This is a genomic window from Nonomuraea sp. NPDC004354, from assembly GCF_053602555.1.
Genome location: NZ_JBSGDV010000030.1, coordinates 53358 through 75981, shown reverse-complemented (window position 1 = coordinate 75981; position 22624 = coordinate 53358). Strand labels below are relative to the sequence as shown.

General features: G+C 71.0%; 19 protein-coding genes. 11 read left to right on the top strand and 8 right to left on the bottom strand.

What is annotated here, in order from left to right; translation table 11 throughout:
• Nucleotides 1-432: 432 nt before the first annotated feature.
• Nucleotides 433-1335, bottom strand: a complete 903-nt coding sequence (locus tag ACWENQ_RS43165; RefSeq protein ID WP_449918130.1) for a 4-(cytidine 5'-diphospho)-2-C-methyl-D-erythritol kinase — start codon at nt 1333-1335, stop codon at nt 433-435.
• 771 nt (nt 1336-2106) lie between these two features.
• Here ACWENQ_RS43165 and ACWENQ_RS43160 point away from each other — a divergent pair.
• Nucleotides 2107-2910, top strand: coding sequence for an arginase family protein (locus ACWENQ_RS43160; protein WP_452419423.1), 804 nt, complete (start codon nt 2107-2109; stop codon nt 2908-2910).
• A gap of 691 nt (nt 2911-3601) precedes the next feature.
• Here the strand turns inward: ACWENQ_RS43160 and ACWENQ_RS43155 are convergent.
• A complete protein-coding gene (locus tag ACWENQ_RS43155; RefSeq protein ID WP_354905454.1) occupies nt 3602-3973 on the bottom strand; it encodes an NlpC/P60 family protein in 372 nt (123 codons plus the stop codon).
• A gap of 865 nt (nt 3974-4838) precedes the next feature.
• On the opposite strand from ACWENQ_RS43155, the gene ACWENQ_RS43150 reads away from it, so the two are divergent.
• Complete coding sequence (locus tag ACWENQ_RS43150) at nt 4839-5099, top strand: hypothetical protein (protein ID WP_449918133.1); 261 nt, start codon at nt 4839-4841, stop codon at nt 5097-5099.
• A 571-nt stretch (nt 5100-5670) separates the two neighbouring features.
• Here ACWENQ_RS43150 and rsmA read toward each other — a convergent pair.
• Entirely contained in the window at nt 5671-6537 is an 867-nt protein-coding gene (gene rsmA, locus ACWENQ_RS43145) for a 16S rRNA (adenine(1518)-N(6)/adenine(1519)-N(6))-dimethyltransferase RsmA (protein ID WP_452419422.1), read from the bottom strand.
• Nucleotides 6538-6592: 55 nt separating this feature from the next.
• Here rsmA and ACWENQ_RS43140 point away from each other — a divergent pair, with 55 nt between their 5' ends.
• A complete protein-coding gene (locus ACWENQ_RS43140; protein WP_449918139.1) occupies nt 6593-8143 on the top strand; it encodes a serine/threonine-protein kinase in 1551 nt (516 codons plus the stop codon).
• Entirely contained in the window at nt 8140-9303 is a 1164-nt protein-coding gene (locus ACWENQ_RS43135) for a hypothetical protein (RefSeq protein WP_452419421.1), read from the top strand. Before ACWENQ_RS43140 ends, ACWENQ_RS43135 begins: the two co-directional genes overlap by 4 nt.
• Before the next feature lie 115 nt (nt 9304-9418).
• Here the strand turns inward: ACWENQ_RS43135 and ACWENQ_RS43130 are convergent, their stop codons facing one another.
• Nucleotides 9419-10276, bottom strand: coding sequence for a TatD family hydrolase (locus ACWENQ_RS43130; RefSeq protein ID WP_452419420.1), 858 nt, complete (start codon nt 10274-10276; stop codon nt 9419-9421).
• A gap of 117 nt (nt 10277-10393) precedes the next feature.
• On the opposite strand from ACWENQ_RS43130, the gene ACWENQ_RS43125 reads away from it, so the two are divergent.
• The 4 genes from ACWENQ_RS43125 (at nt 10394) to ACWENQ_RS43110 (ending at nt 12539) form a co-directional block, all read left to right on the top strand.
• The gene (locus ACWENQ_RS43125) at nt 10394-11506 is read left to right on the top strand and encodes a PP2C family protein-serine/threonine phosphatase (protein WP_354905441.1); all 1113 of its coding nucleotides are present in this window, start codon (nt 10394-10396) and stop codon (nt 11504-11506) included.
• 215 nt (nt 11507-11721) lie between these two features.
• Complete coding sequence (locus ACWENQ_RS43120) at nt 11722-12024, top strand: DUF4326 domain-containing protein (protein WP_449918146.1); 303 nt, start codon at nt 11722-11724, stop codon at nt 12022-12024.
• A gap of 53 nt (nt 12025-12077) precedes the next feature.
• The gene (locus tag ACWENQ_RS43115) at nt 12078-12299 is read left to right on the top strand and encodes a hypothetical protein (RefSeq protein ID WP_452419419.1); all 222 of its coding nucleotides are present in this window, start codon (nt 12078-12080) and stop codon (nt 12297-12299) included.
• Between the two features lie 18 nt (nt 12300-12317).
• Nucleotides 12318-12539, top strand: a complete 222-nt coding sequence (locus ACWENQ_RS43110; RefSeq protein WP_452419425.1) for a GNAT family N-acetyltransferase — start codon at nt 12318-12320, stop codon at nt 12537-12539.
• Between the two features lie 49 nt (nt 12540-12588).
• Here the strand turns inward: ACWENQ_RS43110 and metG are convergent, their stop codons facing one another.
• Both metG and ACWENQ_RS43100 read right to left on the bottom strand, forming a co-directional pair.
• Complete coding sequence (metG, locus tag ACWENQ_RS43105) at nt 12589-14133, bottom strand: methionine--tRNA ligase (RefSeq protein ID WP_449918151.1); 1545 nt, start codon at nt 14131-14133, stop codon at nt 12589-12591.
• Between the two features lie 75 nt (nt 14134-14208).
• The gene (locus tag ACWENQ_RS43100) at nt 14209-15438 is read right to left on the bottom strand and encodes a glycosyltransferase family 2 protein (RefSeq protein WP_452419418.1); all 1230 of its coding nucleotides are present in this window, start codon (nt 15436-15438) and stop codon (nt 14209-14211) included.
• Between the two features lie 286 nt (nt 15439-15724).
• Between ACWENQ_RS43100 and ACWENQ_RS43095 the strand changes: the two genes are divergently transcribed.
• Entirely contained in the window at nt 15725-17200 is a 1476-nt protein-coding gene (locus tag ACWENQ_RS43095; protein WP_452419417.1) for a hypothetical protein, read from the top strand.
• Here ACWENQ_RS43095 and ACWENQ_RS43090 read toward each other — a convergent pair.
• Nucleotides 17151-18680 (bottom strand): dolichyl-phosphate-mannose--protein mannosyltransferase, encoded by a 1530-nt coding sequence (locus tag ACWENQ_RS43090; protein ID WP_452419416.1) that lies wholly within the window; start codon nt 18678-18680, stop codon nt 17151-17153. The two genes, ACWENQ_RS43095 and ACWENQ_RS43090, sit on opposite strands and share 50 nt — an antisense overlap.
• A 36-nt stretch (nt 18681-18716) precedes the next feature.
• The gene (gene rsmI, locus ACWENQ_RS43085) at nt 18717-19565 is read right to left on the bottom strand and encodes a 16S rRNA (cytidine(1402)-2'-O)-methyltransferase (RefSeq protein ID WP_452419415.1); all 849 of its coding nucleotides are present in this window, start codon (nt 19563-19565) and stop codon (nt 18717-18719) included.
• 78 nt (nt 19566-19643) lie between these two features.
• On the opposite strand from rsmI, the gene ACWENQ_RS43080 reads away from it, so the two are divergent.
• The gene (locus ACWENQ_RS43080; protein ID WP_354905421.1) at nt 19644-21251 is read left to right on the top strand and encodes a dolichyl-phosphate-mannose--protein mannosyltransferase; all 1608 of its coding nucleotides are present in this window, start codon (nt 19644-19646) and stop codon (nt 21249-21251) included.
• Between the two features lie 114 nt (nt 21252-21365).
• A complete protein-coding gene (locus tag ACWENQ_RS43075) occupies nt 21366-22538 on the top strand; it encodes a hypothetical protein (protein WP_449918162.1) in 1173 nt (390 codons plus the stop codon).
• The last annotated feature ends 86 nt before the right edge of the window (nt 22539-22624 follow it).

The window sequence follows — 22624 nt, the reverse complement described above, 5'->3', positions numbered from 1 at the left end:
CCCGCGCCGCCCGCACTTCGCCCCCGCCGCCAGCCCTCTCGACCCGCGCCGCCCGCACTTCGCCCCCGCCGCCAGCCCTCTCCGCCCGCGCCGCCCGCACTTCGCCCCCGCCGCCAGCCCTCTCGACCCGCGCCGCCCGCACTTCGCCCCCGCCGCCAGCCCTCTCCGCCCGCGCCGCCAGCCCTCCGGCCCGTACCGTCTGCCGAACGCTAGCCACGACGTCGCAAGTTGCAGGACCCATCGTCGCCGTCGGCGGCCACACCACGCAGCTCAGCGCGGGCCCTTTCCGATGCCACCATCCCGACCGCAGGCGCGACCTCGCCACACCCACCCGGCCAGCTCCCCACGGCACCATCTGGCGCCGCCGTCCCGACCCGGGACACCACCTGGCAAGAGCCCCGGTCACGCGCAAGACGACCGTTTCCCGGCCGGTCACACGATCGAAGCGCCCGCCACGGGGCCGTAGGCGGGCACCGCCGTACGGCACACGCCCTCCTCGACGAGCGCCACCGCCAGCTGTCGCGCCTGCTCCTCGTCAGCGACCAGGAACGCGCACGTCGGCCCCGACCCCGACACGATCGCGCCCAGAGCGCCCCGCGCCTGGCCCGTCCCCAGCGTGCGCGCCAGCGAACCACGCAGCGACAACGCCGCCGGTTGCAGGTCGTTGACCAGCTCCGCGCCGAGCGCCCGCGCGTCGCCCTTCTTCAACGCCGTCAGCAGCGCCTCGCTCGCCTGCGGCCACGGCACCTTTTCGCCCCGTGTCTCCCGCAGCCGATCACACTCGGCGTAGACCTTCGCCGTCGACAGGCCGCCGTCGGCGATGGCGAACACCCAGTGGAACCGCCCGTCCGTCGGCAGCTCGGCCAGCTGCTCACCTCTGCCGGTGCCGACCGCCGTACCGCCCAGCAGCGAGAACGGCACGTCGCTCCCCAGGTCGGCCGCGATCTCCATCAGATCCTCGCGCGGCAGCCCCAGACCCCACAGCTCGTTGCAGGCCACGAGGGCGCCCGCCGCATCCGCACTGCCACCGGCCATGCCGCCCGCCACCGGGATCGCCTTGCGGATCACGAGCTCGACCCCGTACGTCCTGCCCGCGTGCTTCGCCAGCGCCCTGGCCGCCTGGATCGCGAGGTTGCCGTCATCGACCGGCACCTGGTCGGTCCACTCACCCTCGACCTTCACGGAGACGGTCTCCGACTCCTTCGCGATCACCTCGTCGAAGACGGAGACGGCGAGGAAGACGTTCACCAGGTCGTGGTAGCCGTCATCCCGCAGCGGGCCCACGGACAGCTGCACGTTGACCTTTGCGGGCACCCGGACGGTCACGGAACTCATCGATCTTCTGTCACTCTCGTCGCCTGGTGGGTCAAGGCCTTCGATGCTAGCGGTGCCCACCCACCGGCCACGCAATTCCATGCCCGGCCTTGGGGGTTTCGAGCGGCATGCCCCGGAAGTGCGGTTTCCCGGCGAGCAAGGGCGGTGCGGAGCCCCGGAAGCGCGGTTCCGCAGAGGACGTGGACAGTACGGAGCCAAGGGAACTGGCGTGGACAGTACGGAGTCACGGGAAGCGCGGTTCCGGAGCGGGCAAGGGCAGTGCGGAGTCACGGGAGGTGCGGTTTCAGAGAGGGCGAGGGCAGTTCGGGGTCGCCAGGCATCCGCGGGGCCAAGGAGGCATGCGGTGACAATCGCCCGGCTGGAGACACGGAAGGCGGGTGGAGTCGTGAAGGGGCCAGCTCGTGAGGACGTGGAGTGGGTTCTGAGGGATCTCGGGGCTGCGTCATGGGCCCGGATCGGGCGATGCTGGGCGACTGCTCTCGGGCGGGCGGGACTCAGCGGGCTCGGGCGCGCGGGACTGAACGGCTGGACTCGGGCGGGCGGGACTCAGCAGGCTCGGGCGCGCGGGACTGAACGGCTGGACTCGGGCAGGCGGGACCGAGCGGGTCATCTCGGGCGAGTGAGCTGGGCGACTGATCGCGAGCGCACGGGACTGAACGGCTGGACTCGGGCGGGCGGGACTGGGCGGCTGATCTCGGGCGGGTGGCGCGGGCATATCCTGCCGACGGCGAGGTCCCGCCGGAGGCAACCAGCACAGACGAGGTGGATTTGATGTCTCAGGTGACGGTCATCGAGGTTCCGCAGTGGCAGGGCTCGGGCTCCCGTACGGCTCGGCGACTGGTCGAGGGGGCAGGACTGCTCGCCTCGATGGTGCCGGACGCCGCGCGACACCGGGTGGAGGTCGCGGACGGCGACTCGCCCGCCGCCTTCGCCGTCACGGCGACCAGGGCGAGAGCAGCGGTTGACGGCGTCGGGGACGGGCTTGTGGTCACGGTGGGCGGGGACTGCGGGGTCGAACTGGCGCCCGTGTCCGCCGCCCTCGACCGGTACGGCGAGCGCCTGGGCCTCGTCTGGTTCGACGCGCACGGCGACCTCAACACTCCGGCGTCGTCCCCGTCCGGCGCCTTTCACGGGATGATCCTTCGCGCGCTCACCGGCGAAGGGCATGGCGAGTTGCTGCCGGGACGGGCCATCAGTCCCGGCAGGGTGGTCCTGGCCGGGGCGCGTGACCTGGATCCCGGCGAGCGGGACTTCATCGCCGACAGCGGCCTCACCCATGTGACCGTGGCCGAGCTGTCCGACCCCACGGTCCTGGTGGAGGCGGTGGCGGCCACCGGGGCTGAGGCCGTTTACGTGCATATCGACCTCGATGTGCTGGATCCTGGGGTGTTCGCGTCCGTGGGCAGTCCTGCGCCGGGCGGGTTGCAGCCCGATCACCTCCTCAAGCTGGTCGCGGCGCTGGTGGAGCGCTTCGAGCCGGCCGGGCTCGGCATCACGGAGTACGAGCCCGTTCGGCTGGAGGACCAAACGCTCCTCAGCCCGCTGATCGCGATGCTCGTCGCCAGCGCCTCCTGACCCACCCACCCGATTCGGCCCGCTGATCACAACGATCCTCACCCCGGACCTGTCCCGCGATTTGGCCCCCTGGTCGCGGCGCTCGTCTTGGCCACCCTGGTGGCGACGCCTGTCACCGACGCCTCCTTGCCAGCTTTGCAATCGGCCGTGCAACACTGCGCCGCTTCCTCCCCCTGTCGCCCTGGGTGCCGATACCGGCGCGTGAGAACCCCGGTGGCCAGTGACCTGTAGGCGCGCTGCAGCGACCCGTCGGCGGTGTCCGCCGTCGTCCGTCATCATGGTCGGCAGTATCCGAATGCTGACCGCTCCCGGACGTGCCCAGCGTGACCGGGACGTGCCCAGCATGACCGGGGGCGTGCCGCATGACCAGGGCGTTCCCTTCGTGACCAGGACGTTCCCAGCGTGACCAGGACGTTCCCAGCGTGACCAGGGCGTGCCCAGCGTGACCAGGGCGTGCCCTTCGTGACCGGGGCGTCCCATGTGTCCTGGAGACGCCTCCGCAGGTCCCTGGTCACGGAACCCACCCATGGCTTCCCTACGCAAGGCTGATCACAGGGCCCCTTAGCCAGGCACGGGAGGTCAGGCCGGTTTCTTGCGATTTGCCCCGAGGCTTTTCGTCGTCGATGTGCTGGGTTCCCTGCAGGGTCGTCTGAGGGATGCGCGGCCCAGGCGACCCGCAGGTTTCCTCGGGTCAGCCGGGGCGGACGGCGCCTCGGTAGCGGGCGCGGTAGTAGGCCGAGGCCAGGAAGTTGGTCTTCTTGACCACGTCGCCGGTCTTGGGGGCGTGGATCATGATGCCGTCGCCCAGGTAGAGGCCCACGTGGGTGGGGTCACCGGTGCCGCCGCCGAAGAACACCAGGTCACCCCGGCGCAGGTCGGGCAGCATGACGCGTTTGCCCTGTCGGAACTGGGTGCCGGTGTAGTGGCCGAGCCGTACGCCTGCTCTCGACCAGGCGTAGAGCGTCAGGCCCGAGCAGTCGAAGCCGATGGTTCCCGCGCCTCTGCCTATGCCCCGGCTCGGTCCAGAGGGAGTGCCGCCGCCCCAGGAGAACGGGGTCCCCAAGCGGGCGATCGCCGCGCCGGCGGCCGTGTCGCCCTTGGTTCGGGTGGCGCGTGGTTTGCCGGTGCCGGGTGTCGTCTTGCGCGGTCTGCCCGTGCCTCGCGGTGTGCTGGGGCGTTGACGCTCACGCGGGGCACGGACGCCGGGGCGACGAGGAACCACCTGATCCGCGCCACGTCCATCGGGTGACCCCACACGCCCGAACGCGTCAGGCCGCACTACTACCCATCCGGAGGCATCGCGATCTCGCCACATCAGCCACCCGGGAAGCCGCATCAGCCATCCGGGGACAGGACTCCCGGGCCGCACCACCCAGCGGGGATGACGATCCGACCGCGCGAGCCACTCACGGACAGGGCGTCCTGACGGCACCGCCCGTCCGAAGGCACCGATATCCGACCTGACCTGCCACCCGCGGGTAGGACTCCCTGGCGGCATCACCCATACGAAGGCGTCGGGATCTCGCCGCACCAACCACCCTGCGACCGGACGCCCGGGCGGTACTCCCCGGACGTGGTCGGGGAGATCTGATCGCATCAACCACCCGGGGACAGGATGCCCGGGCGGTACTTCCCTGCCGTGAGCGGGGAGAGCCGGTGGCACCGGCCAGGCGGGGGCGGAGCGGTCTTGGGGTGTGGCCCATGCGGGGATGGGATGGTCAGGCCGCGCCACCTCGTCGAGGGCTACATGATCTGGGAGGAGTGTCCATCGGGAGACAAGGTGATCGGGCGGGAGCGGTTGCCCCGGCGCTGAGCGATCAGGGGGTAGGGGCCAGCGGGACGGCAGGGCCCATGAGGTGTGGGGTGAGGTGCCTGGCAGAGCCCATGAGGTGTGGGGTGAGGTGCCCGGCGGGGACCAGGAGTGTGAGGTGCCTGGCGGACGCTTCCAGGTGGGGATGCGGGCGGCCCAGGCGGTGAGCCAGTCGGCGTCGGTGGCGGGGATGCGCATCCCCGGCCAGCGGGTCGCTGATGCGCACGTATGCGAGGACAGGACGACCGTTGTGTGGGCATGGTCGCCGGGCGGCTTGACCGTGCCGGGGCACGGCGGCATGGCGAGGGCGGCCGCCGTCCCCGGCGAGGCGCCCAGCGTGGCGAGAAAACCGATGGTGAGCCACATCAGAACCTCCTGAGCCGTGGAAGGAAGGCTCAGGATCGTGCGGAGTGGCTTGGGTGGGAGGGGCCGAGCGGCGTTCTGTGGATATGGGCGCTCGCAGGCGCACCGGCTGTGGACAGGGCGACGGCAGCCGCAGCGGCCAGCGGGCGAACCGACGATCCACCCCGAGGCGACCCACCCCGAGGCGATCCACCCCGAGCCGACCCACGCCTACAGGCGGAGGCACACCCCAACGTGACCCACACACCAGGCAACCGCACCCTGGCCGAGGGCCGCGCCCGGACCGGAGCATCCCAACCGACGGCCGGCAACCCGACCGACGGCCCGCGCCCAGACCGTGGCCCGACCGACGGCCCGCCCCGCCCCGCCCCGCCCCAAGGATCTACGCCCCGGCCAACAGACTGCGGCTCGACCAACAGACCGCGGCCCCGACCAACAGCCCGCAGCCCGACCAACAGACCGCGGCCCCGACCAACAGCCCGCAGCCCGACCAACAGACCCTGCCCCGACCAACAGCCCGCAGCCCGATCAGGAGCCCGCACCCCGGGCGAGAACGCACGCCGACGCGAAGAGACGGAAGCCGAACCTCACCCCGTCAGGTGTTCCGCGATCCGGGCGAAGGCCACGATGTCCAGTTGCTCGCCACGTGTCGAAGGTTCCACCCCCGCCGCCCGGAGCGCCTCCTCCGCCCGCGCCGCCGTACCGAACAGCGAGGCCAGCGCCGCCCTGAGCGTCTTGCGCCGCTGTGCGAAGGCGGCGTCGACCACGGAGAAGACCTGTGCGCGGGTCGCCGACGTGGCGGGCGGGTCGCGCCGTTCCAGGGAGACCAGGCCGGAGTCGACGTTCGGCACCGGCCAGAACACCGTCCGGCCGACGGGCCCGGCTCTGCGCACGTCGGCGTACCAGGCGGCCTTGGCGGACGGCACGCCGTACACCTTGGAGCCGGGCGGGGCGGCGAGCCGGTCGGCGACCTCGGCCTGCACCATGACCAGGCCCTTGCGCAGCGAGGGCAGCGCCTCCAGCAGGTGGAGCACCACGGGCACCGAGACGTTGTAGGGCAGGTTGGCGACCAGGGCCGTCGGGACGTGCCCGCCGAAGTCGTCCAGGCCGACCTTCAGCGCGTCGGCCTGGACGACGGTCAGCTTGTCGCCGAGGCCGCGGGTGTCGACGGTCAGCGGAAGCTGGGTGGCCAGGACGGGGTCGATCTCCACGGCGACGACGTGGGCGGCCTCGGGCAGCAGCGCGAGGGTGAGCGAGCCGAGCCCAGGGCCGACCTCGATCACCACGTCGTCGGGCGACAGCCCGGCCGTGCGCACGATCCGCCGGACCGTGCCGCCGTCGATCACGAAGTTCTGGCCGAACTTCTTGGTCGGACGAAGGTCCAGCTTGTCGGCCAAATTACGTATTTCTACCGGGCCTAGCAGGCTCACAATGGCACTCCCCATGTCACACATTCAGTCTCCAGCATTCCCGACGCTACGAAGAACCCGGCAGGAGGAGGAGGATGGGATGAACGACGAAGGGACGTCCCTGATGGAGCCGACGGGCGCCACTCCACTGCGTCCGGCAGACGCGCGTGAGATCGGTCCATACCGCCTGCTCGGGCGGCTCGGCGAAGGCGGCATGGGAACGGTTTTCCTGGCGATCGCACCAACAGGGCGGCCGGTCGCGGTCAAGGTGGTGAAGACCGAATTCGCCCACCAGGAGGGCTTCAACGCGCGGTTCCACGCGGAGGTCGACAACGCGCGCAGGGTGGCGTCGTTCTGCACCGCGCAGGTGCTCGACAACGGCAACGACGGCGTGGGCAGGCCGTATCTGGTGACCGAGTACATCTCGGGCGTGCCGCTGTCGGACCAGATCACCAAGTACGGCGCGCTGGAGCCGGGCGCGCTGCACGGCGTGGCGCTGGGGGTGGCGGCGGCGCTCGCCGCGATCCACGTGGCGGGGCTGGTGCACCGTGACCTGAAACCGGCCAACGTGATCCTGTCGATGTCGGGGCCCAGGGTGATCGACTTCGGCATCTCGCGCGCCCTCGACCGTGAGAGCAACTTCACGTTGTCGGGCGAGCTGCTGGGCAGCCCTGGCTGGTGGGCGCCCGAGCAGGTGCGCGGGCAGCAGGTGACGCCCGCGGCCGACATCTTCGCCTGGGGCTGCCTGGTGGCGTTCGCGGGCAACGGCCGCCACCCTTTCGGGCGCGGCGACGCCATCACGCTGGCGACCAGGGTGCTGCACCAGGCGCCGGACCTGGGGGCGCTGCCGGCACCGCTCAACGACCTGGTACGGCAGGCCACCGCGATGGACCCGCTCCAGCGGCCGACCGCCCAGGACCTGCTGATCGCGCTGGTCGGCGGGCGCGTCCCCAGCGCCGACCCGCCCACGGTGGTCGCCGGAGAGCTCCTCGGCCAGGCGTGGCGGCCCCCGCCGAACGTCGTCAACGAGCCCGACGCCACCGAGGTGCTGTCGACGACGTTCGCCGCGCAGCCGTTCACCGAGGTGCCGGCCAAGCCGGTCCCGGTCGCCGCGGAAGGCGGCAAGCCGACGACCAAGCGCTGGCTGGTCGCCGCGGTCGCGGCGGGGGTGGCGCTGGTGACCACCATCGCGATCCTGATCGCCAGCGGCTCGTCGCCCTCGCCGGTGGACCGGCCGACCGAGGGGTCCGTCGCCTCCCGGGCGACGGCGCCCACCGACGTCGGCAAGCGGTTCACGCTCGGCACCGGATTCGACGATCCGCAGCTGATCGTCTCCCAGCGGCCCGCCTGCGGGCTCGCCGACTACGGCGGCAGCCGGCCCGTCACCGGCCGGTTCTGCGTGGTCAAGTGGACGTTGGTGAATCCCGGTGGTACGGCACGCGCCGTCGGCACGCCGTCCGTCACCCTGCTCGACGACCGGGGCGCCCGCCACCAGGCCACCAGCCTGTCCAGCGCGGTTCCCCAGTCCATCCCGGCGGGCGGGCGCATCGACGGGACGTTCGTGTTCGACCTGCCGCCGCAGCGCCTGCCGGCCGTGCTGTCGGGCACCATGCTGCAGGGCGGGAAGGAGATCGAGGTGCGGCTGTCATGACCCGCGTACTCCTGGCCGCCGTCCTCCTCGCAGCCGGTCTGACCTCGGGAAACGGTGGCGCGGTCGCCTCGTCGGCGATGGCCTGCACGGGCGACGCGGCGGTGGGCGACCCGTTCGACGGGCCGGGCTCGGTCCACCTCATCTCCAACGGCAAGGTGGTGCCCGTCAAGCCGCCCGCCCTTCAGGAGAACGACGGGTTCGGCTGGTCGGTGGCGTTGGGCGAGGTCGACGGCGACGGCTGCACCGATCTGCTGGTCGGCGCGCCGTACACCGACGTGGAGGGGCTGGCCGACGCGGGGGTCGCCTACCTGCTGTCCAGGGGTACCTGGAAGACGCTGGTGTCCCCCGAGCCGCAGGCGGACGCGCATTTCGGCTGGTCGGTGGCGGCCAAGGGCGCGCTGATCGCCGTGGGCGCGCCGTACGAGGACACGGGCGATCTGGCCGACACGGGCTCCCTCTACGTCGGGCAGGGCGAGAGCACGCTGCGCAAGATCGACCAGGCGCCCCCTGAGGTGCCGGGGAGCCCCGAGGTGGGCGACCAGTTCGGCTGGGCGCTGGCCTTCGGCAAGGACAACAGCCTGATCGTGGGCGCGCCGTACGAGAACGACGACGGCGCGGGCGTCCAGAACGGTCAGGGGAAGCTCGACTCAGGCTCGGTGGTCCTCATCGCCGACGTGACCGCGCAGAAGCTGTCGGGTGTCAGGTGGGAGCCGCCCGACCGGAAGGCGGGCGACAGGTTCGGCTACGCGGTGGCCTACGCCGAGGGCGCGGGCATCGCGGCGAGCGCGCCGCAGGGCGGCTTCGTGCAGTTGCTCGACGCCGCGGCCAAGCCGGTCAAGAAGGTGACTGGCACGGGCGCCTTCGGATTCTCGCTGGCCGGTTCCAAGGACGGCAGGCTCGCGGTCGGTGCCCCCGACGAGGGCGGCACGGGAGAGGTGGTGATCCTGTCGGCCAAGGACGGCACCGAGGAGCGCCGGGTGGTCTCCCCGCGGGGCGGCCGGTTCGGCTGGTCGGTGGCCTTCACGGGCAACCGCCTGGTCGCCGGGGCGCCCGACGCTCCGCCGTACGGCGTGGCGGGCCTCGCGGGGCGCAACGAGGACACCGTCCAGGTGCTCGCGCCGCCGGAGGGTGTCGAGTTCGGCGCGTCGGCGGCGGGCTGAGCCGGTCGGTCGAACAGCCCGGCGCCGCGGTGTAGCCACTGCCCCTGCCGGCTGGGGATCGCGTCGTCGTCCTCCAGCCATCACCCGCGCGAGGCCGACCGAGCAGGGGCGGAGATCATCGGAACACGCCGAAGGCAGCCTCTCCGTTGGCGTTCACGGCCGCGCACAGATCGTCCACCGGCATGTCCTTGACCTCGGCCAGGCAGCGCAGGGTGAGCGGGATGAGGTAAGGGGCGTTGGGCTTGCCGCGGTGCGGCACCGGCGGCAGGTACGGCGCGTCGGTCTCCACCAGGATCAGCTCCTTGGGCGCCACCCTGGCCGCCTCCCGCAGGTAGCCGGCGTTCTTGTACGTCACCGGACCGGAAAACGACATGAAATATCCGGCTTCGACGCACTTTTTGGCCATTTCGGCGTCGCCGGAGTAGCTGTGGAAGACCACCCGGTCGGGCGCCCCCTCCGCCGCGAGCACCTTCAGCACGTCGTCATGGGCGTCGCGGTCGTGGATGACCAGCGCCTTGCCGGTCCGCTTGGCGATCTCGATGTGCGCGCGGAAGCAGGCGTGCTGGTCGTCCTTGGACGCCCAGTCGCGGAAGTAGTCGAGCCCCGTCTCACCGACCGCCCGCACGTCGGGCTCACCCGCCAGCACCTCGATCTCGGCCAGCACCTCCGGCGTGGCGGCGTGCGCCTCGTTCGGGTGGATCGCCACGCCCGCGTAGACATCGGCGTGGGCGGCCGCCACCCGTGCGCCCCACACCGAGGACGGCAGGTCGTAGCCGATCGTCACGAGCGTGCGCACACCCACCGCGCGCGCGTCGGCCAGGATGCTCTCCACGCTGGCGGAGGCCGCCTGCGCGGCCTGGGCCACCGGATCGCCGGAGGAGGCCTGCCGGTTGCCCACCATGATGTCGAGATGGCAGTGGCTGTCGAAGACGGGCGTGGTCAGCGGCTCAGGCGCGGCGGGAAGCTTGCTCACCCACCCCAAGGTACCGGGACCGTCCCGGGTATACGGCCCGCAGGTGTACGGCAAGACGCCCTGGATGCCGGGCCTCCCCTCGCTAAACTCGGACACCTGCACACAGGCGGGAGTGTCATGTCCGTGGTAGAAGCCGTCCGCAGCGTCTGGTCACCCGGCGACAAGGTGATGGAGTTCTCCACGGGCGAGGGGCGCCCTCCCGCGGTCACCACCTACACCACTCCCTCCCTGGGCATGCGACGGCACCGCCTGCTGCTGACCGTGCTCACCCTCACCGCCCTGGCCGTCGGGCCGCTCGCGGTCGCCTTCGGCGTCGCCTGGGCGCCACCGATCATGCTCGCCCCGATCATCCTTCTCGGCGGGCTCCAGCTCAGGCTGCCCGCCCTGGCCGTCGTCCTGACGGCCTCGGCCGTCTCCGCCCTCGTCACGCTGACCGTCAAGGTCGAGATCGCGCAGCTGGTCATCCTGGCGGCGGTGGCCGTCCTCGCCGTGTTCCTGGCCTACACGCGCGACGGCGTCGGCATCCACGGCCTGCGCGGCGACCACGCGCTCATCCAGCTGAAAGCGCAGCTCAGGGCGATCAACCAGATCCCGCCGCTGCCCCGCGGATGGGGCCGCAAGGTCGCCCTGCAGGCCGCGCCCGGCGCGCTGTTCGGCGGCGACTTCCTCGTCTCGCACCTGGAGGACTCCCGCCTCCAGCTCGCCCTCGTCGACGTGTCGGGCAAGGGCAACGACGCCGCCGCCCACGCGCTGATGCTGTCGGGCACCTTCGGCGGGCTGCTGAGCACCGTGCCTGCCGCACGCTTCCTGCCCGCCTGCGACGACTACCTGGCCCGCAAGGGCGGAGAACGCCTCGTCACCGCCGTCCACCTGGACCTCGACCTGAAGAGCGGCGCCTACACCGTCACCTGCGCGGGCCACCCGCCCGCCGCCCAGTACTTCGGCGGCAGCGGCACCTGGCAGCCCGCCGCCGCGCAGGGCGTCGCCCTCGGCGTGGTGGACAACCCGGCGCGGGCCGGGGCGGAGGGCACGCTCGGCAAGGGCGACGCGCTCATGCTGTTCACCAACGGCCTCTGGGGACCGCGCGCCGACCCCGACACCGGCCTCGACCGGATCCTCGGCGCGGCCCACTCCCTCGTGCGGGAAGGCTTCGGCGAGACCGCCACGCTGGTCAAGACCGTCCGCAACCGCGAGGACGACTCCGCCCTGGTCGTCATCTGGCGCACCTGACCCGACGCGCCGGCCGCCGAGAGGCGGGACATCCGCGCCCGGTCGTGCGGCTCGACGGCCGAGCCCTCCGCCGCCTCTCGTCGTTCCGAGGGAAGGCCCTCGTCGTCCTGAGGGAAGGCCCTCGTCGTCCTGAGGGAAGGCCCTCGTCGTCCTGAGGAAAGGCTCTCGTCGTTCCGAGGGAAGGCTCTCGTCGTCCTGAGGGAAGAATGGATGGCATGACGCCCCGGAGGGTGAAGGTCATCGGCGACCTCTACCACGGACACGTCCCGCCCGGTGCCGTCTACGTCGGGCGGGCGTGTCCGGGCCTGCCTGCCAGCCCCTACCGCAATCCGTACCCCATCAAGAACCGCGGGCGGGAAGAGGCTCTCCGGCTGTTCCGCCGCTACCTCGACGAGCACCCGGAGCTGGTCGAGCAGGCCCGCCGCGAGCTGGCAGGGCACGACCTCGCCTGCTGGTGCAAACCGGACGAGCCCTGCCATGCCGACATCTGGCTGGAGATCCTGGCCGACGACGGGTGAGGTCACGTGGCCGGCCCCTGGTTTGTCGGTGCCCGGTGCCAGACTCCTTGCGCATGAGCGACGATGTGCGGCTGCGGGATGTCGAGGAAACCGACCTGGAGCTGTTCTTCCAGCAGGAACAGGACCCGGAGGCCACCCGGCGGTCCAACTTCGCCCCCCGGGAGCGGGAGGCCTTCATGACCCACTGGACCACGCGGATCCTCGCGGATCCCAGCGTGTGCGTCCAGGCGGTCACGGTGAACGGCGTGGTCGCGGGCAACCTCGTGGCCTGGTAGCACGACGACCGGCGCTTCATCGGCTACTGGCTGGGCCGGGAGTACTGGGGCCGGGGCATCGGCACGGCGGCGCTGGGCCTCTTCCTGCGGCAGGAGCGGACCCGCCCGCTCCACGCCGACCCCTTCGCCGGCAACACCGGCTCGGTGCGGTTGCTGGAGAAGCACGGCTTCCAGCGCACCGAGACGGTCCGGTACGGCGAGCACGACCACATCATGCTCGTGCTCCGCGACGAGGGCTGAGCAGCCGAGCGCCCTCCGCGTGACCGCGGAGGGGCGGGGACGGCGCTACCTACTCCGCGCTCTCCAGGCGCGGGAAGAGGATCTCGCCCTTCACGATCCGCGCGCCCGCGGGCAGCCTGCCCCACTGCCCGGCCTCGCTCACGCGCTGCTCCGCCAGCGCCCCCAGGTGCTCCTCGGCGCCCAGCGACGCCCACAGCTTCTCCGCCGTGGCCGGCATCACCGGGTTGAGCAGCACGGCCACCGCGCGCAGCGACTCGGCCGCGGTGTAGAGGATCGTCGCCAGCTTGGCGCGGCCCTCGTCCGAGGTGTCCTTGGCCACCTTCCACGGCTCCTGCTCGCTGAGGTAGCCGTTGACCAGCCGCACGAAGTCGAAGATCGCGCCGAGACCGCCGACGAAGTCGAGGTCGTCGCCGATCGCCTTGTCGGCCTTGGCGACGGCCTCGGCCAGCGCGGCCGCGACGGCCTCCTCCCGGACGGCGGCCGCGGGCAGCTCGCCGTCGAAGTACTTGCCGACCATGGCCGCCACCCTGGAGGCCAGGTTGCCGAAGTCGTTGGCCAGCTCGGAGGTGTAGCGGGCGGCGAAGTCCTCCCACGAGAACGAGCCGTCCTGGCCGAACGGGATGGCCCGCAGGAAGTAGTAGCGGTAGGCGTCGACGCCGAAGTGCGCGGTGAGCTGCTGCGGCGAGATGCCGGTCAGGTTGGACTTGCTCATCTTCTCGCCGCCGACCATGAGCCAGCCGTTGGCGAAGACCTTGCCGGGCACCGGCAGCCCGTTGGCCATCAGCATGGCGGGCCAGATGACCGCGTGGAAGCGGAGGATGTCCTTGCCCACCAGGTGGACGTTGGCCGGCCAGATCTGCTCGAAGCGCGCGGGGTCGGAGCCGTAGCCGACCGCGGTGGCGTAGTTGAGCAGGGCGTCGACCCACACGTAGATGACGTGCTTGTCGTCCCACGGGATCGGGATGCCCCAGTCGAAGGTGGAGCGGGAGATGGACAGGTCCTGCAGGCCCTGCCGGACGAACTGCACGACCTCGTTGCGCGCCGAGGCGGGCTGGATGAAGCCGGGGTTGGCCTCGTAGAAGTCGAGGAGGCGCTCGCCGTACTCGGAGAGCTTGAAGAAGTAGTTGTCCTCGCGCAGCCACTCGACCGGACGCTTGTGGATCGGGCAGAGGTCGCCCTCCAGCAGCTCGCCGGGGGTCTTGAACTCCTCGCAGCCGACGCAGTAGGGGCCCTCGTAGCCACCCTTGTAGATCTCGCCCTTGTCGTAGAGGTCCTGGACGAACTCCTGGACCCGCTCGGTGTGGCGCTTCTCCGTGGTGCGGATGAAGTCGTCGTTGGCGATCTCGAGGTGCCGCCAGAGCGGCTTCCACGCCTCCTCGACCAGCTTGTCGGCCCACTCCTGCGGCGTGACGCCGTTGGCCTCGGCGGTGCGCATGATCTTCTGGCCGTGCTCGTCGGTGCCCGTCAGGAACCACACCTGCTCGCCACGCTGGCGGTGCCAGCGCGTCAGCACATCGCCCGCGACGGTCGTGTAGGCGTGGCCCAGGTGAGGAGCGTCGTTGACGTAGTAGATCGGCGTGGAGACGTAGAACATGACACCAAGACTAAGGCTCGGGCCAAGCGTCTTGCGCGGCATCGCGAAGGATGCCGCGCCGTGCCCGGCCGGTCTTCACCCCTGGGGGGCGGAGGACTGCTCCCTGGTGACGGCCTCGGCCGCCTCTTCGGCCGCCTTGGCGGCGATGTCGGTGGCCGTCTCCTTGGTGCGCCTGATGCCCAGGATGCTGACGAACAGGGCGGCGAAGATGGTCTGGAAGCTCATGATGAGCGCGGTGGCCGAGGGGACGACGATCCGCAGCGACTCGCGCGGGTCGAGCGCGCCGAAGCTACGCACCTGCCAGTGGACCAGCGACATCACCAGTCCGACCAGACCGGCCAGGGCGAGCAGGCCGCCGACGACCAGCCCCTTCTCCAGCGTCACGATGCTGATCAGTTTGCGGACGCGTGGAGATTCCGGGAGGAATCCCTCCTCGGCCGCATAGACCTTGGTGAAGAGGGCGAACAGCGCCGCCTGGAAGCCGATCACCACCGCGGCGGACGCGCCGACCAGCGTGTCGACGTCGAAGGCGAGCTCGCCGATCTTCACCGGCCCGAACGTCAGCGCGGCGCCCGCGACCAGGCCGATCGCCATGAGGACCAGGCCGGGGATGAAGAAGAGCCACTTGGGGCTGTACAGCAGCAGGAAGCGCAGGTGGCGCCAGCCGTCACGCCAGGAGCGCAGGTGCGGCGGCCTGGAGCGGCCGTCGGGCGAGAGCGTGGTGGGCACCTCGCGCACGTCGAGGCCCTGCAGGGTGGACTTCACCACCATCTCGCTGGCGAACTCCATGCCGCCGGTCTGCAGCCCGAGGCGCAGGATCGAGTCGCGACGGAAACCGCGCAGGCCGCAGTGGAAGTCGTCGATGGCGCTGGGGAAGAACAGCCTGCCGACGAACGACAGGACCGGGTTGCCCAGGTAGCGGTGCAGCGCGGGCATGGCGCCAGGGGCGATGCCGCCCTTGAAGCGGTTGCCCATCACCAGGTCGGCCCCGTCGCGCAACTGCTCGACGAACGGCAGCAGCGCGGTGAAGTCGTAGGAGTCGTCGGCGTCGCCCATGATGACGTACTTGCCTCTGGCGGCGCGGATGCCGCCCATGAGCGCGTTGCCGTAGCCCTTCGCCTCCACGTGGACCACGCGGGCACCCGCGTCACGCGCGAGCTGTTGCGAGCCGTCCGTGCTGCCGTTGTCGGCGATCAGGACCTCGCCCTCGATGCCGTGCTCCTCCATGCACGCAATAGCCTTGCGTACGCAGACTTCCACGGTCTCTGCCTCGTTGAGGCAGGGCATGACCACCGTCAGTTCCACGTCCAGACCCTTCAGTCACAGCGCTTCCAGCCAACCATCATGCCCTGTGCCCCATGGTGGTCGGGTCAAGTCCCAGAAACGGCTGGCATTCTTTGAGAGAATCTTCGGCGAAGACCCCAATGATAGAATCGGGTTGCTCGGCACTGTCGATGCTGGGCCTACCGCCGGACAGGACTATCCGGTCCTTTGCAACAGGAGCGGTGGAGGTCAAAGCATGGTGAGCGTTGCCGAGAGAACGCGTGTCGAGCCTTCCGCCCCGGGGCGAAAGGCTCGTTTGCTGTCCTACGTGGGCAGACACCGCGTGTTCGTCACCGCCTTCGCGCTGGGCGCGTTGCTGCGGCTCTTCGCGATGCTCGGCTACGGCCCCGCCATGTGGTTCAACGACTCCTACGAGTACGTCTCGGTGGCGTTGCACCCGAGGCCGAGCGCGGTCCGGCCGGACGGCTACAGCTTCTGGCTGATGCTGCTGCGGCCGTTCCACAGCTTCTCCGTGGTGATCTTCACCCAGCACCTCATGGGCCTGGCCACGGGCGTGCTGATCTACGTGTTGCTGCGCAGGAAGTTCGCGCTGCCCAAGTGGGGCGCGACGCTGGCCGCCGTCCCCGTGCTGTTCGACGCCTACCAGATCCAGCTCGAGCAGCTGGTGATGTCCGACACGATGTTCACGCTGCTGGTCGTGGGCGTCATCACGCTGGTCCTCTGGCATCGGCGCATGTCGTGGAAGGTCGGCGCGGTCGTCGGGTTCCTGCTCGCCCTCACGGCGCTGACCCGCTCGATCGGCCTGCCGATCCTCGGCCTGGTCGTCGTCTACATGCTGGTCAAGCGCAGCGGGTGGAAGCCGGTCGTGGCGATGGTCACGGCCTGCGCGATCCCCGTCGTGGCCTACATGACGTGGTTCTACACCGCCTTCGGCAAGTTCGCGATGACCAACAGCGACGGCCTCATCCTGTACATGCGGACGTCGATCTTCGCCGACTGCACCAAGATGAAGCTGGACCTGCCGCGCGAGCTGCCGCTGGCCCTCATGTGCATCGAGGAGCCGGTCAGCGAGCGGATGCCGTACGCGCAGTGGTACCTGTGGGGCACGGGCAGCGGCAAGGACGGCTCGGGCAACGAGGTGCTGCACCGGCTGCCGGGCAAGAAGTTCGACGGCTTCAAGAACGAGCTGGCCACCGAGTTCGCCAAACGGGCGATCCTGTCTCAGCCGGGCGACTACCTCGCGGTCGTGGCACGCGATTTCATGCGGGCCTTCACCTGGGGCAGGCCGCGCTTCCCCGACTCGAAGACCTTCAACATGTACCAGTTCCGCCCCTATTACGACCTCGACGCGAACGGCCGGCCGCAGCGGCTGCCGAGGTGGAACACGGTGGGCGGGTTCGCCGACACCGACGCCTACATGTACGAGCAGGGGCCGGCCGAGACCAGGATCGTGCAGCCGTGGGCCGACATCATGAGCGCCTACCAGAAGGTGTTCTACCTGCAGGGCGTCATGCTCGGCGGCATCCTGCTGATCGGCCTGGCGGGCGTGGTCGTCAGGTGGCGGAGGCTGGGCGGCCCCGTGCTGCTGCCGTGGCTCGGGGCGTTCGGGCTGATCCTCGCGCCCGCGGCCACGGCGGAGTTCGACTACCGCTACCTGCTGCCCGCCGTACCGCTGGCGTGCCTGGCGGCGGCGATCACGCTCAGGCACGGGATCGGGCTGCGCCGCTCCGCGCTCACACCCAGGAGCGCATCAGCATCCGAGCCCACCACTGTGCGAACGTGATCGTCTCGGCCGACAGGATCGGGTAGAGCCACCCGAAGTTGATCAGCACGACGAGCGCGCAGGCGCCGACGGCCGCCGCTCCTGCGGCCCGCCTGACCGGCGGCGCGCTCGCCGGGCCCAGCGCGATCCCGGCGACGTGCACGAGCGCCAGCACCATGAACGGCACGACGGGGACCATGTAGAACAGGTACATCGTGCGGTTGTCGGCGATCGCGTAGTAGAACCAGGGCAGCCAGCCCGCGCCGTAGCCGAGCAGGACGGCACCGGCCCGCCAGTCGCGCGAGGAGACGTACCACGCGACGAGCGCCAGCAGCGCGAGCGCGGCCAGGTACCAGAGGGCGGGCGTGCCGACGCCCAGCACCGCCGAGGAGCACTTGTCGGCGCCGCAGCCGGTCGGCGCCGGATCGCTCGGATAGTAGAAGGACACCGGGCGCTGCAACAGCGGCCACTGCCACGGCTCCGACATGTACGGGTGCTCCTTCGACAGGCCCGTGTGGTACCCCAGCACCTGGAGCTGGTAGCCGAGCCACGAGCGCAGCGAGTCGAAGACGAAGAAGACCGGGCCCGCCGTCGTGGCCTGCTCCCAGTTGCGCCCCCAGCCTTCCGCCCGCGCGAACCAGCCGGTCCAGCTGAGCAGGTAGACCCCGGCGGGCAGCAGCGCGAGCGCCCCGAGCGCGCCGGTCAGGTCCCGCAGCACCACTCCCCTGTACGGCTGCCGCAGCCCGAGCGCCCGCCGCGCGCCCGCGTCCCACACCAGCGACATGGCGGCGAAGGCGATGAGGAAGAAGATCCCGGACCACTTGACCGCGCACGCGGCTCCCAGGCAGGCGCCGGCGGCCAGCCGCCAGGGCCGGATTCCGAGAGACGGCCCCAACGCGGTGGGCAGGGAGGTCGCGTACCACGCCGACAGGCGCTGCCTGGCCGCGTCCCTGTCGACCACCAGGCAGGCGAACCCGGCCAGCACCCAGAACATCAGGAAGATGTCGAGCAGCGCGGTGCGCGAGAGCACGAACGTCAGGCCGTCGAGCGCCAGCATCAGCCCGGCCAGGCAACCGAGCAGCGTGGAGCGGGTCATCCGGCGCGCGACCCTGGCGATGATCAGGATCGACAGCGTGCCCACCACCGCGCCGGCGAAGCGCCAGCCGAACGGGGTCATGCCGAACAGCCACTCGCCGACGGCGATCATCCACTTGCCGAGCGGGGGGTGGGCGACGTACTCGGCGCATTCCGCGACGGTCGGGCACGTCTTCCAGATGTCGAGGTCGCCCCTGAGGATCATCCGGTCGGCGATCGGGTCGTCGGTGGTGCCGAGCGCGAGCCGTTCCGCGCCGAATTTCAGCAGCGCGTAGGCGTCCTTGATGTAGAAGGTCTCGTCGAAGACGACCGCGTGCGGCTCGCCGAGCCGGAAGAACCGAAGGAATCCCCCGAAGGCGGTGACCAGGAGCGGCCCCACCCATCCCCATAACGTATCGACCGGCATGGGGGGAACTAGTCGCCTATTTCCCACCTTGGCACCTTAGGCGGTCGGCGATCTCCTGTGAACCGCGTCGTACAGCTCCCGCTTGGGGACTCCGGCCTCCTTGGCCACCTCGACGACCGCCTGCTTGCGCTGGACGCCCTCGGCCGCGCGCCGGTCGACCTCGGCCACGAGCGCGTCGATGTCGGCAGGGCCCGCGTCGGGGACGTGGCCCGCGACGACCACGGTGATCTCACCCTTCACCCCCGCCTCGGCCCAATCGGCGAGCTCGGCGAGGCCGCCCCGCCGTACCTCCTCGTAGGTCTTGGTCAGCTCGCGGCAGACGGCGGCCCTGCGGCCGGGACCGAACGCCTCGGCCATCGCCCGCAGCGCCGCCGCCAGGCGGTGCGGGGCCTCGAAGAACACCATGGTGCGTTCCTCGCCGGCCAGCGCGGCCAGCCTGCGGGCGCGCTCGCCCGGCTTGCGGGGCGGGAAGCCCTCGAAGCAGAACCTGTCGCTGGGCAGGCCGGAGACGGCGAGCGCGGTGGTGACGGCCGAGGGGCCGGGCAGCGCGGTGACCGTGATGCCCGCCTCGACGGCCATGCTGGTCAGGCGGTAGCCGGGGTCCGACACTCCCGGCATCCCCGCGTCGGTGATCACCAGCACCGTGCGGCCGTCGTGCAGCGACTCCATCAGCTCGGTGGCGCGGGCGGCCTCGTTCTGGTCGTAGTAGGAGACGATCCTTCCGCCGATCTCGGCGCCCAGATCGGCGGCCAGCCTGCGCAGTCGCCTGGTGTCCTCGGCGGCGACCACGTCGGCGTTCTCCAGCGCCTCACGTAGTCTTGGTGACGCGTCGCCGACCTGACCGATAGGCGCGCCCGCCAGCACCAGCCTGCCCTGTTCTCTCACCTGGCCATTGTGTCAGGCAGCCCCAAATGGGCGGTGTTTCTTACGTACCTACCGCGTTGGGGCCCCTACGATGTCCGAATGGCCGTGACCGATTTCTCGCACCAGGCCTTCTCCAAAGCAGAGGGCGAGCCTGCGCGATCCCTACGCGACAGGCTGGTCCCGGCCATGCCGGGAAACGTCCTCTGGGGATGGATCGGGCCGCTGGTCGTGGCCGTGTTCGGCGCCGTGCTCCGCTTCACCGACCTCGCTCGGCCCAAGGCCGTGGTCTTCGACGAGACCTACTACATGAAGGACGCCTACTCCCTGCTCACCTGGGGAGTCGAGCGCGTCACCGTCAAGGACGCCGACAAGCTGGTCCTCGCCGGGCGGACCGGTGAGATGTGGAAGCAGTGCGCGGCCGACAAGATCGGCGAGTGCGCCTCCTACGTCGTCCACCCGCCCCTCGGCAAGTGGATGATCGCGGCGGGCGAGTGGCTGTTCGGGCTCAACCCCTTCGGCTGGCGGGCGGCCGCGGCCTTCGTCGGCGCGCTGTCGATCCTGATCATCGCCAGGGTCGCGCGCCGGATGACCCGCTCCACGCTGCTCGGCTGCTTCGCCGGCCTGATGCTGGCGCTCGACGGCCTGACGTTCGTGCTCTCACGCACCGCGCTGCTCGACGTCTTCCTGATGTTCTGGGTGCTGGCCGGGTTCGCCTGCCTGGTGGTCGACCGCGACAAGGCCCGCTCGCGCCTGGTCGACTGGTACGAGAGCGCCACACACTCCGACCGGGGCCCCTACCTGGGTGTACGGCCATGGCGGCTGGCGGCCGGAGTCTGCCTCGGCGCGGCGTGCGCGGTCAAATGGTCGGGCATCTTCTTCCTCGTCGCCTTCGCGATCATGTCGCTGGTGTGGGACGCGGGGGCGCGCAAGGCGGTCGGGTTGCGCTCGCCGTACGCGGGGGCGCTGGAGAAGGACGTGCCCTCCGGGCTCATGGCGATGGCGCTGGTGCCCGCGGTCACCTACGTCGCCACGTGGGCCGGCTGGTTCGCCAACGCCACCGGATACAGCCGCAACTGGACCGAGGCGACCTCGCAGGGCCCGGTCCACTTCGTCATCCACTCGATCGGGTCGTGGATCGACTACCACTTCCAGGTCCTCGGCTTCCACAGCCAGCTCGACTCCTCCCACCCCTACCAGTCCGAGCCGTGGTCGTGGCCGCTGCTGCTGCGCCCCGTCGCCTTCTTCTACGAGGGCAGGCAGAACATCTGCGGGGTCAAGGACTGCTCGGAGGCGGTCCTCGGCGTCGGCACCCCCGTCATCTGGTACGGCGGGCTCGCCGCGCTGATCGCCATGGTGGTGTGGTACGTCGCCTCCCGCGACTGGCGAGCGGGGGCGGTCCTGCTGGCCTACCTCATGGGCTGGCTGCCCTGGTTCTACTGGGCGATCGCCGACAACCGCACGATGTTCCTGTTCTACGCGGCGCCGATGGTCCCGTTCATGGTGCTCGCGCTCACGCTGGCCGCGGGGCTGATCATCGGCCCGTCGACCGCCTCGCCGTCCCGCCGCATGATCGGCGCCGCGGTGATCGGCGCGTTCGCGTTGCTTGCATTGATCAACTTCGGGTGGCTCTACCCCGTCCTGTCGGGCGAGGTGATCCCGTATGCCGATTGGAATGCCCGCATGTTGCTCCGGTCACGGTGGATATGATCCAGAGAACTGTCCGCTTGCAACTGGTTTCGTAGGGTAGGCGCCGTGCACGACCCGATACGCACCGGTTTCGGTCATCGTCAGGGCTGGGGTCCATACGGCAAACTTCGAGGCATGCCTGCACCGGACGTGGCCGCCCTTCTCCTGGAGTTGGAGCGATCCGAGCCCGAAGTGGCCGACGAGGCCAGGACCGCGGTGGAGTGGCTGACCGGCGGCGAGCCGCTGGAGACGGTCACTCAGCTCGACGTATGTGGATTCCTCTGGTTCACCCTGCCGATCAAGGTCGACGGCGACCGCGAGAGCACCGCCGTCTCCCTCGGCCGGCTGCTGCGGCTCGGCGGTCTCGACCGCTACGCCGCGCTGTGCGAGTCACCGACCACGACCGAGATCCTGCGCACCTACGAGCGTGACGGGGAGGAAGCCGGCACCGCCGCCTACCACCAGGCGCTCAAGGCCACCGGCGTGCTCCCGCCCGACGTGCCCGAGCTGCAGTGGAGCACCATCATGGGGCCCGAGGAACTGGGCGCGCACGTGGCGTGCTCGGCGGCGCTCGAGCTGGCCATGCTGACCTCCCCCGACTTCGACGGCCAGGTCGAGCTCACCCGGCGCTGGCTGACCGAGCCGCGCCCCGAACTCGGCGGCGACAGCTGGCTGCACCGGGTGCAGGGCGAGCGGCTCAACCGCTGGGTGCTCGGCCGCGGGCCCGCCCGCCGCGAGCTGGCCCAGCCGTTCGAGGTACGGCTGCACGCGCCCGTACCGCCCGCGCCGCTGCCCGCGCTGCAGGGACTGCTGGCGCTGGCCGCCTCGGAGGAGGGCGTGCCGCTGCGGCTGCCGCCCTCGCCGGAGGCCATCGCGCTGCGCGAGCTGGCCGAGCACACACTCGGCGTCATCCGGCCCTTCGGGACCAGGCTCGTCATCACCGCCGAGGGACGCCGCCTGCTCGCCTCGCCCGACGACCTGTGGGAGGCGGCCACCGGCCTGCTGCTGGGCCAGAGCGACAGCGAGCTCACCGTGTCGGCGGGCGAGGCGGCTCTGCTCCTGCTCGCCTCGGGCGACCCGCTGCCGTGGGCGGAGCTCTGCGCGAAGGTCTCCGAGGTGGTCGGCGGGGAGGGCTGGCGTCCCGACGACGTCGCCGGCACGCTGGCGACGCTCCTGCGCCACGTCACGGCGCTGGGCCTCGGCGTCACCCTCGACGGCTCGATACGGCTGACGCCCGCCGGACAGTCGGCGGCGCTGGCGGCGCTACGGGCCCACGCGCTTCGACCACGGAAGTACGTGAGCGTCTAAGCGCGCCGCCGGGGGCAGGGGGTCCGTGCCGGATCCCCTCCGCGACCCTTCCGCCCCCTCGACAAGGAAGCGGCCCGCCTCCCGCG

Excerpts from the sequence above, each read along its gene's own strand:
- ACWENQ_RS43165 (WP_449918130.1), bottom strand. The coding sequence starts at position 1,335 with ATGAGTTCCGTGACCGTCCGGGTGCCCGCAAAGGTCAACGTGCAGCTG.
- ACWENQ_RS43160 (WP_452419423.1), top strand. The coding sequence starts at position 2,107 with ATGTCTCAGGTGACGGTCATCGAGGTTCCGCAGTGGCAGGGCTCGGGC.
- rsmA (WP_452419422.1), bottom strand. The coding sequence starts at position 6,537 with ATGTGTGACATGGGGAGTGCCATTGTGAGCCTGCTAGGCCCGGTAGAA.
- ACWENQ_RS43140 (WP_449918139.1), top strand. The coding sequence starts at position 6,593 with ATGAACGACGAAGGGACGTCCCTGATGGAGCCGACGGGCGCCACTCCA.
- ACWENQ_RS43135 (WP_452419421.1), top strand. The coding sequence starts at position 8,140 with ATGACCCGCGTACTCCTGGCCGCCGTCCTCCTCGCAGCCGGTCTGACC.
- ACWENQ_RS43125 (WP_354905441.1), top strand. The coding sequence starts at position 10,394 with ATGTCCGTGGTAGAAGCCGTCCGCAGCGTCTGGTCACCCGGCGACAAG.
- ACWENQ_RS43120 (WP_449918146.1), top strand. The coding sequence starts at position 11,722 with ATGACGCCCCGGAGGGTGAAGGTCATCGGCGACCTCTACCACGGACAC.
- ACWENQ_RS43115 (WP_452419419.1), top strand. The coding sequence starts at position 12,078 with ATGAGCGACGATGTGCGGCTGCGGGATGTCGAGGAAACCGACCTGGAG.
- metG (WP_449918151.1), bottom strand. The coding sequence starts at position 14,133 with ATGTTCTACGTCTCCACGCCGATCTACTACGTCAACGACGCTCCTCAC.
- ACWENQ_RS43090 (WP_452419416.1), bottom strand. The coding sequence starts at position 18,680 with ATGCCGGTCGATACGTTATGGGGATGGGTGGGGCCGCTCCTGGTCACC.
- ACWENQ_RS43080 (WP_354905421.1), top strand. The coding sequence starts at position 19,644 with ATGGCCGTGACCGATTTCTCGCACCAGGCCTTCTCCAAAGCAGAGGGC.
- ACWENQ_RS43075 (WP_449918162.1), top strand. The coding sequence starts at position 21,366 with ATGCCTGCACCGGACGTGGCCGCCCTTCTCCTGGAGTTGGAGCGATCC.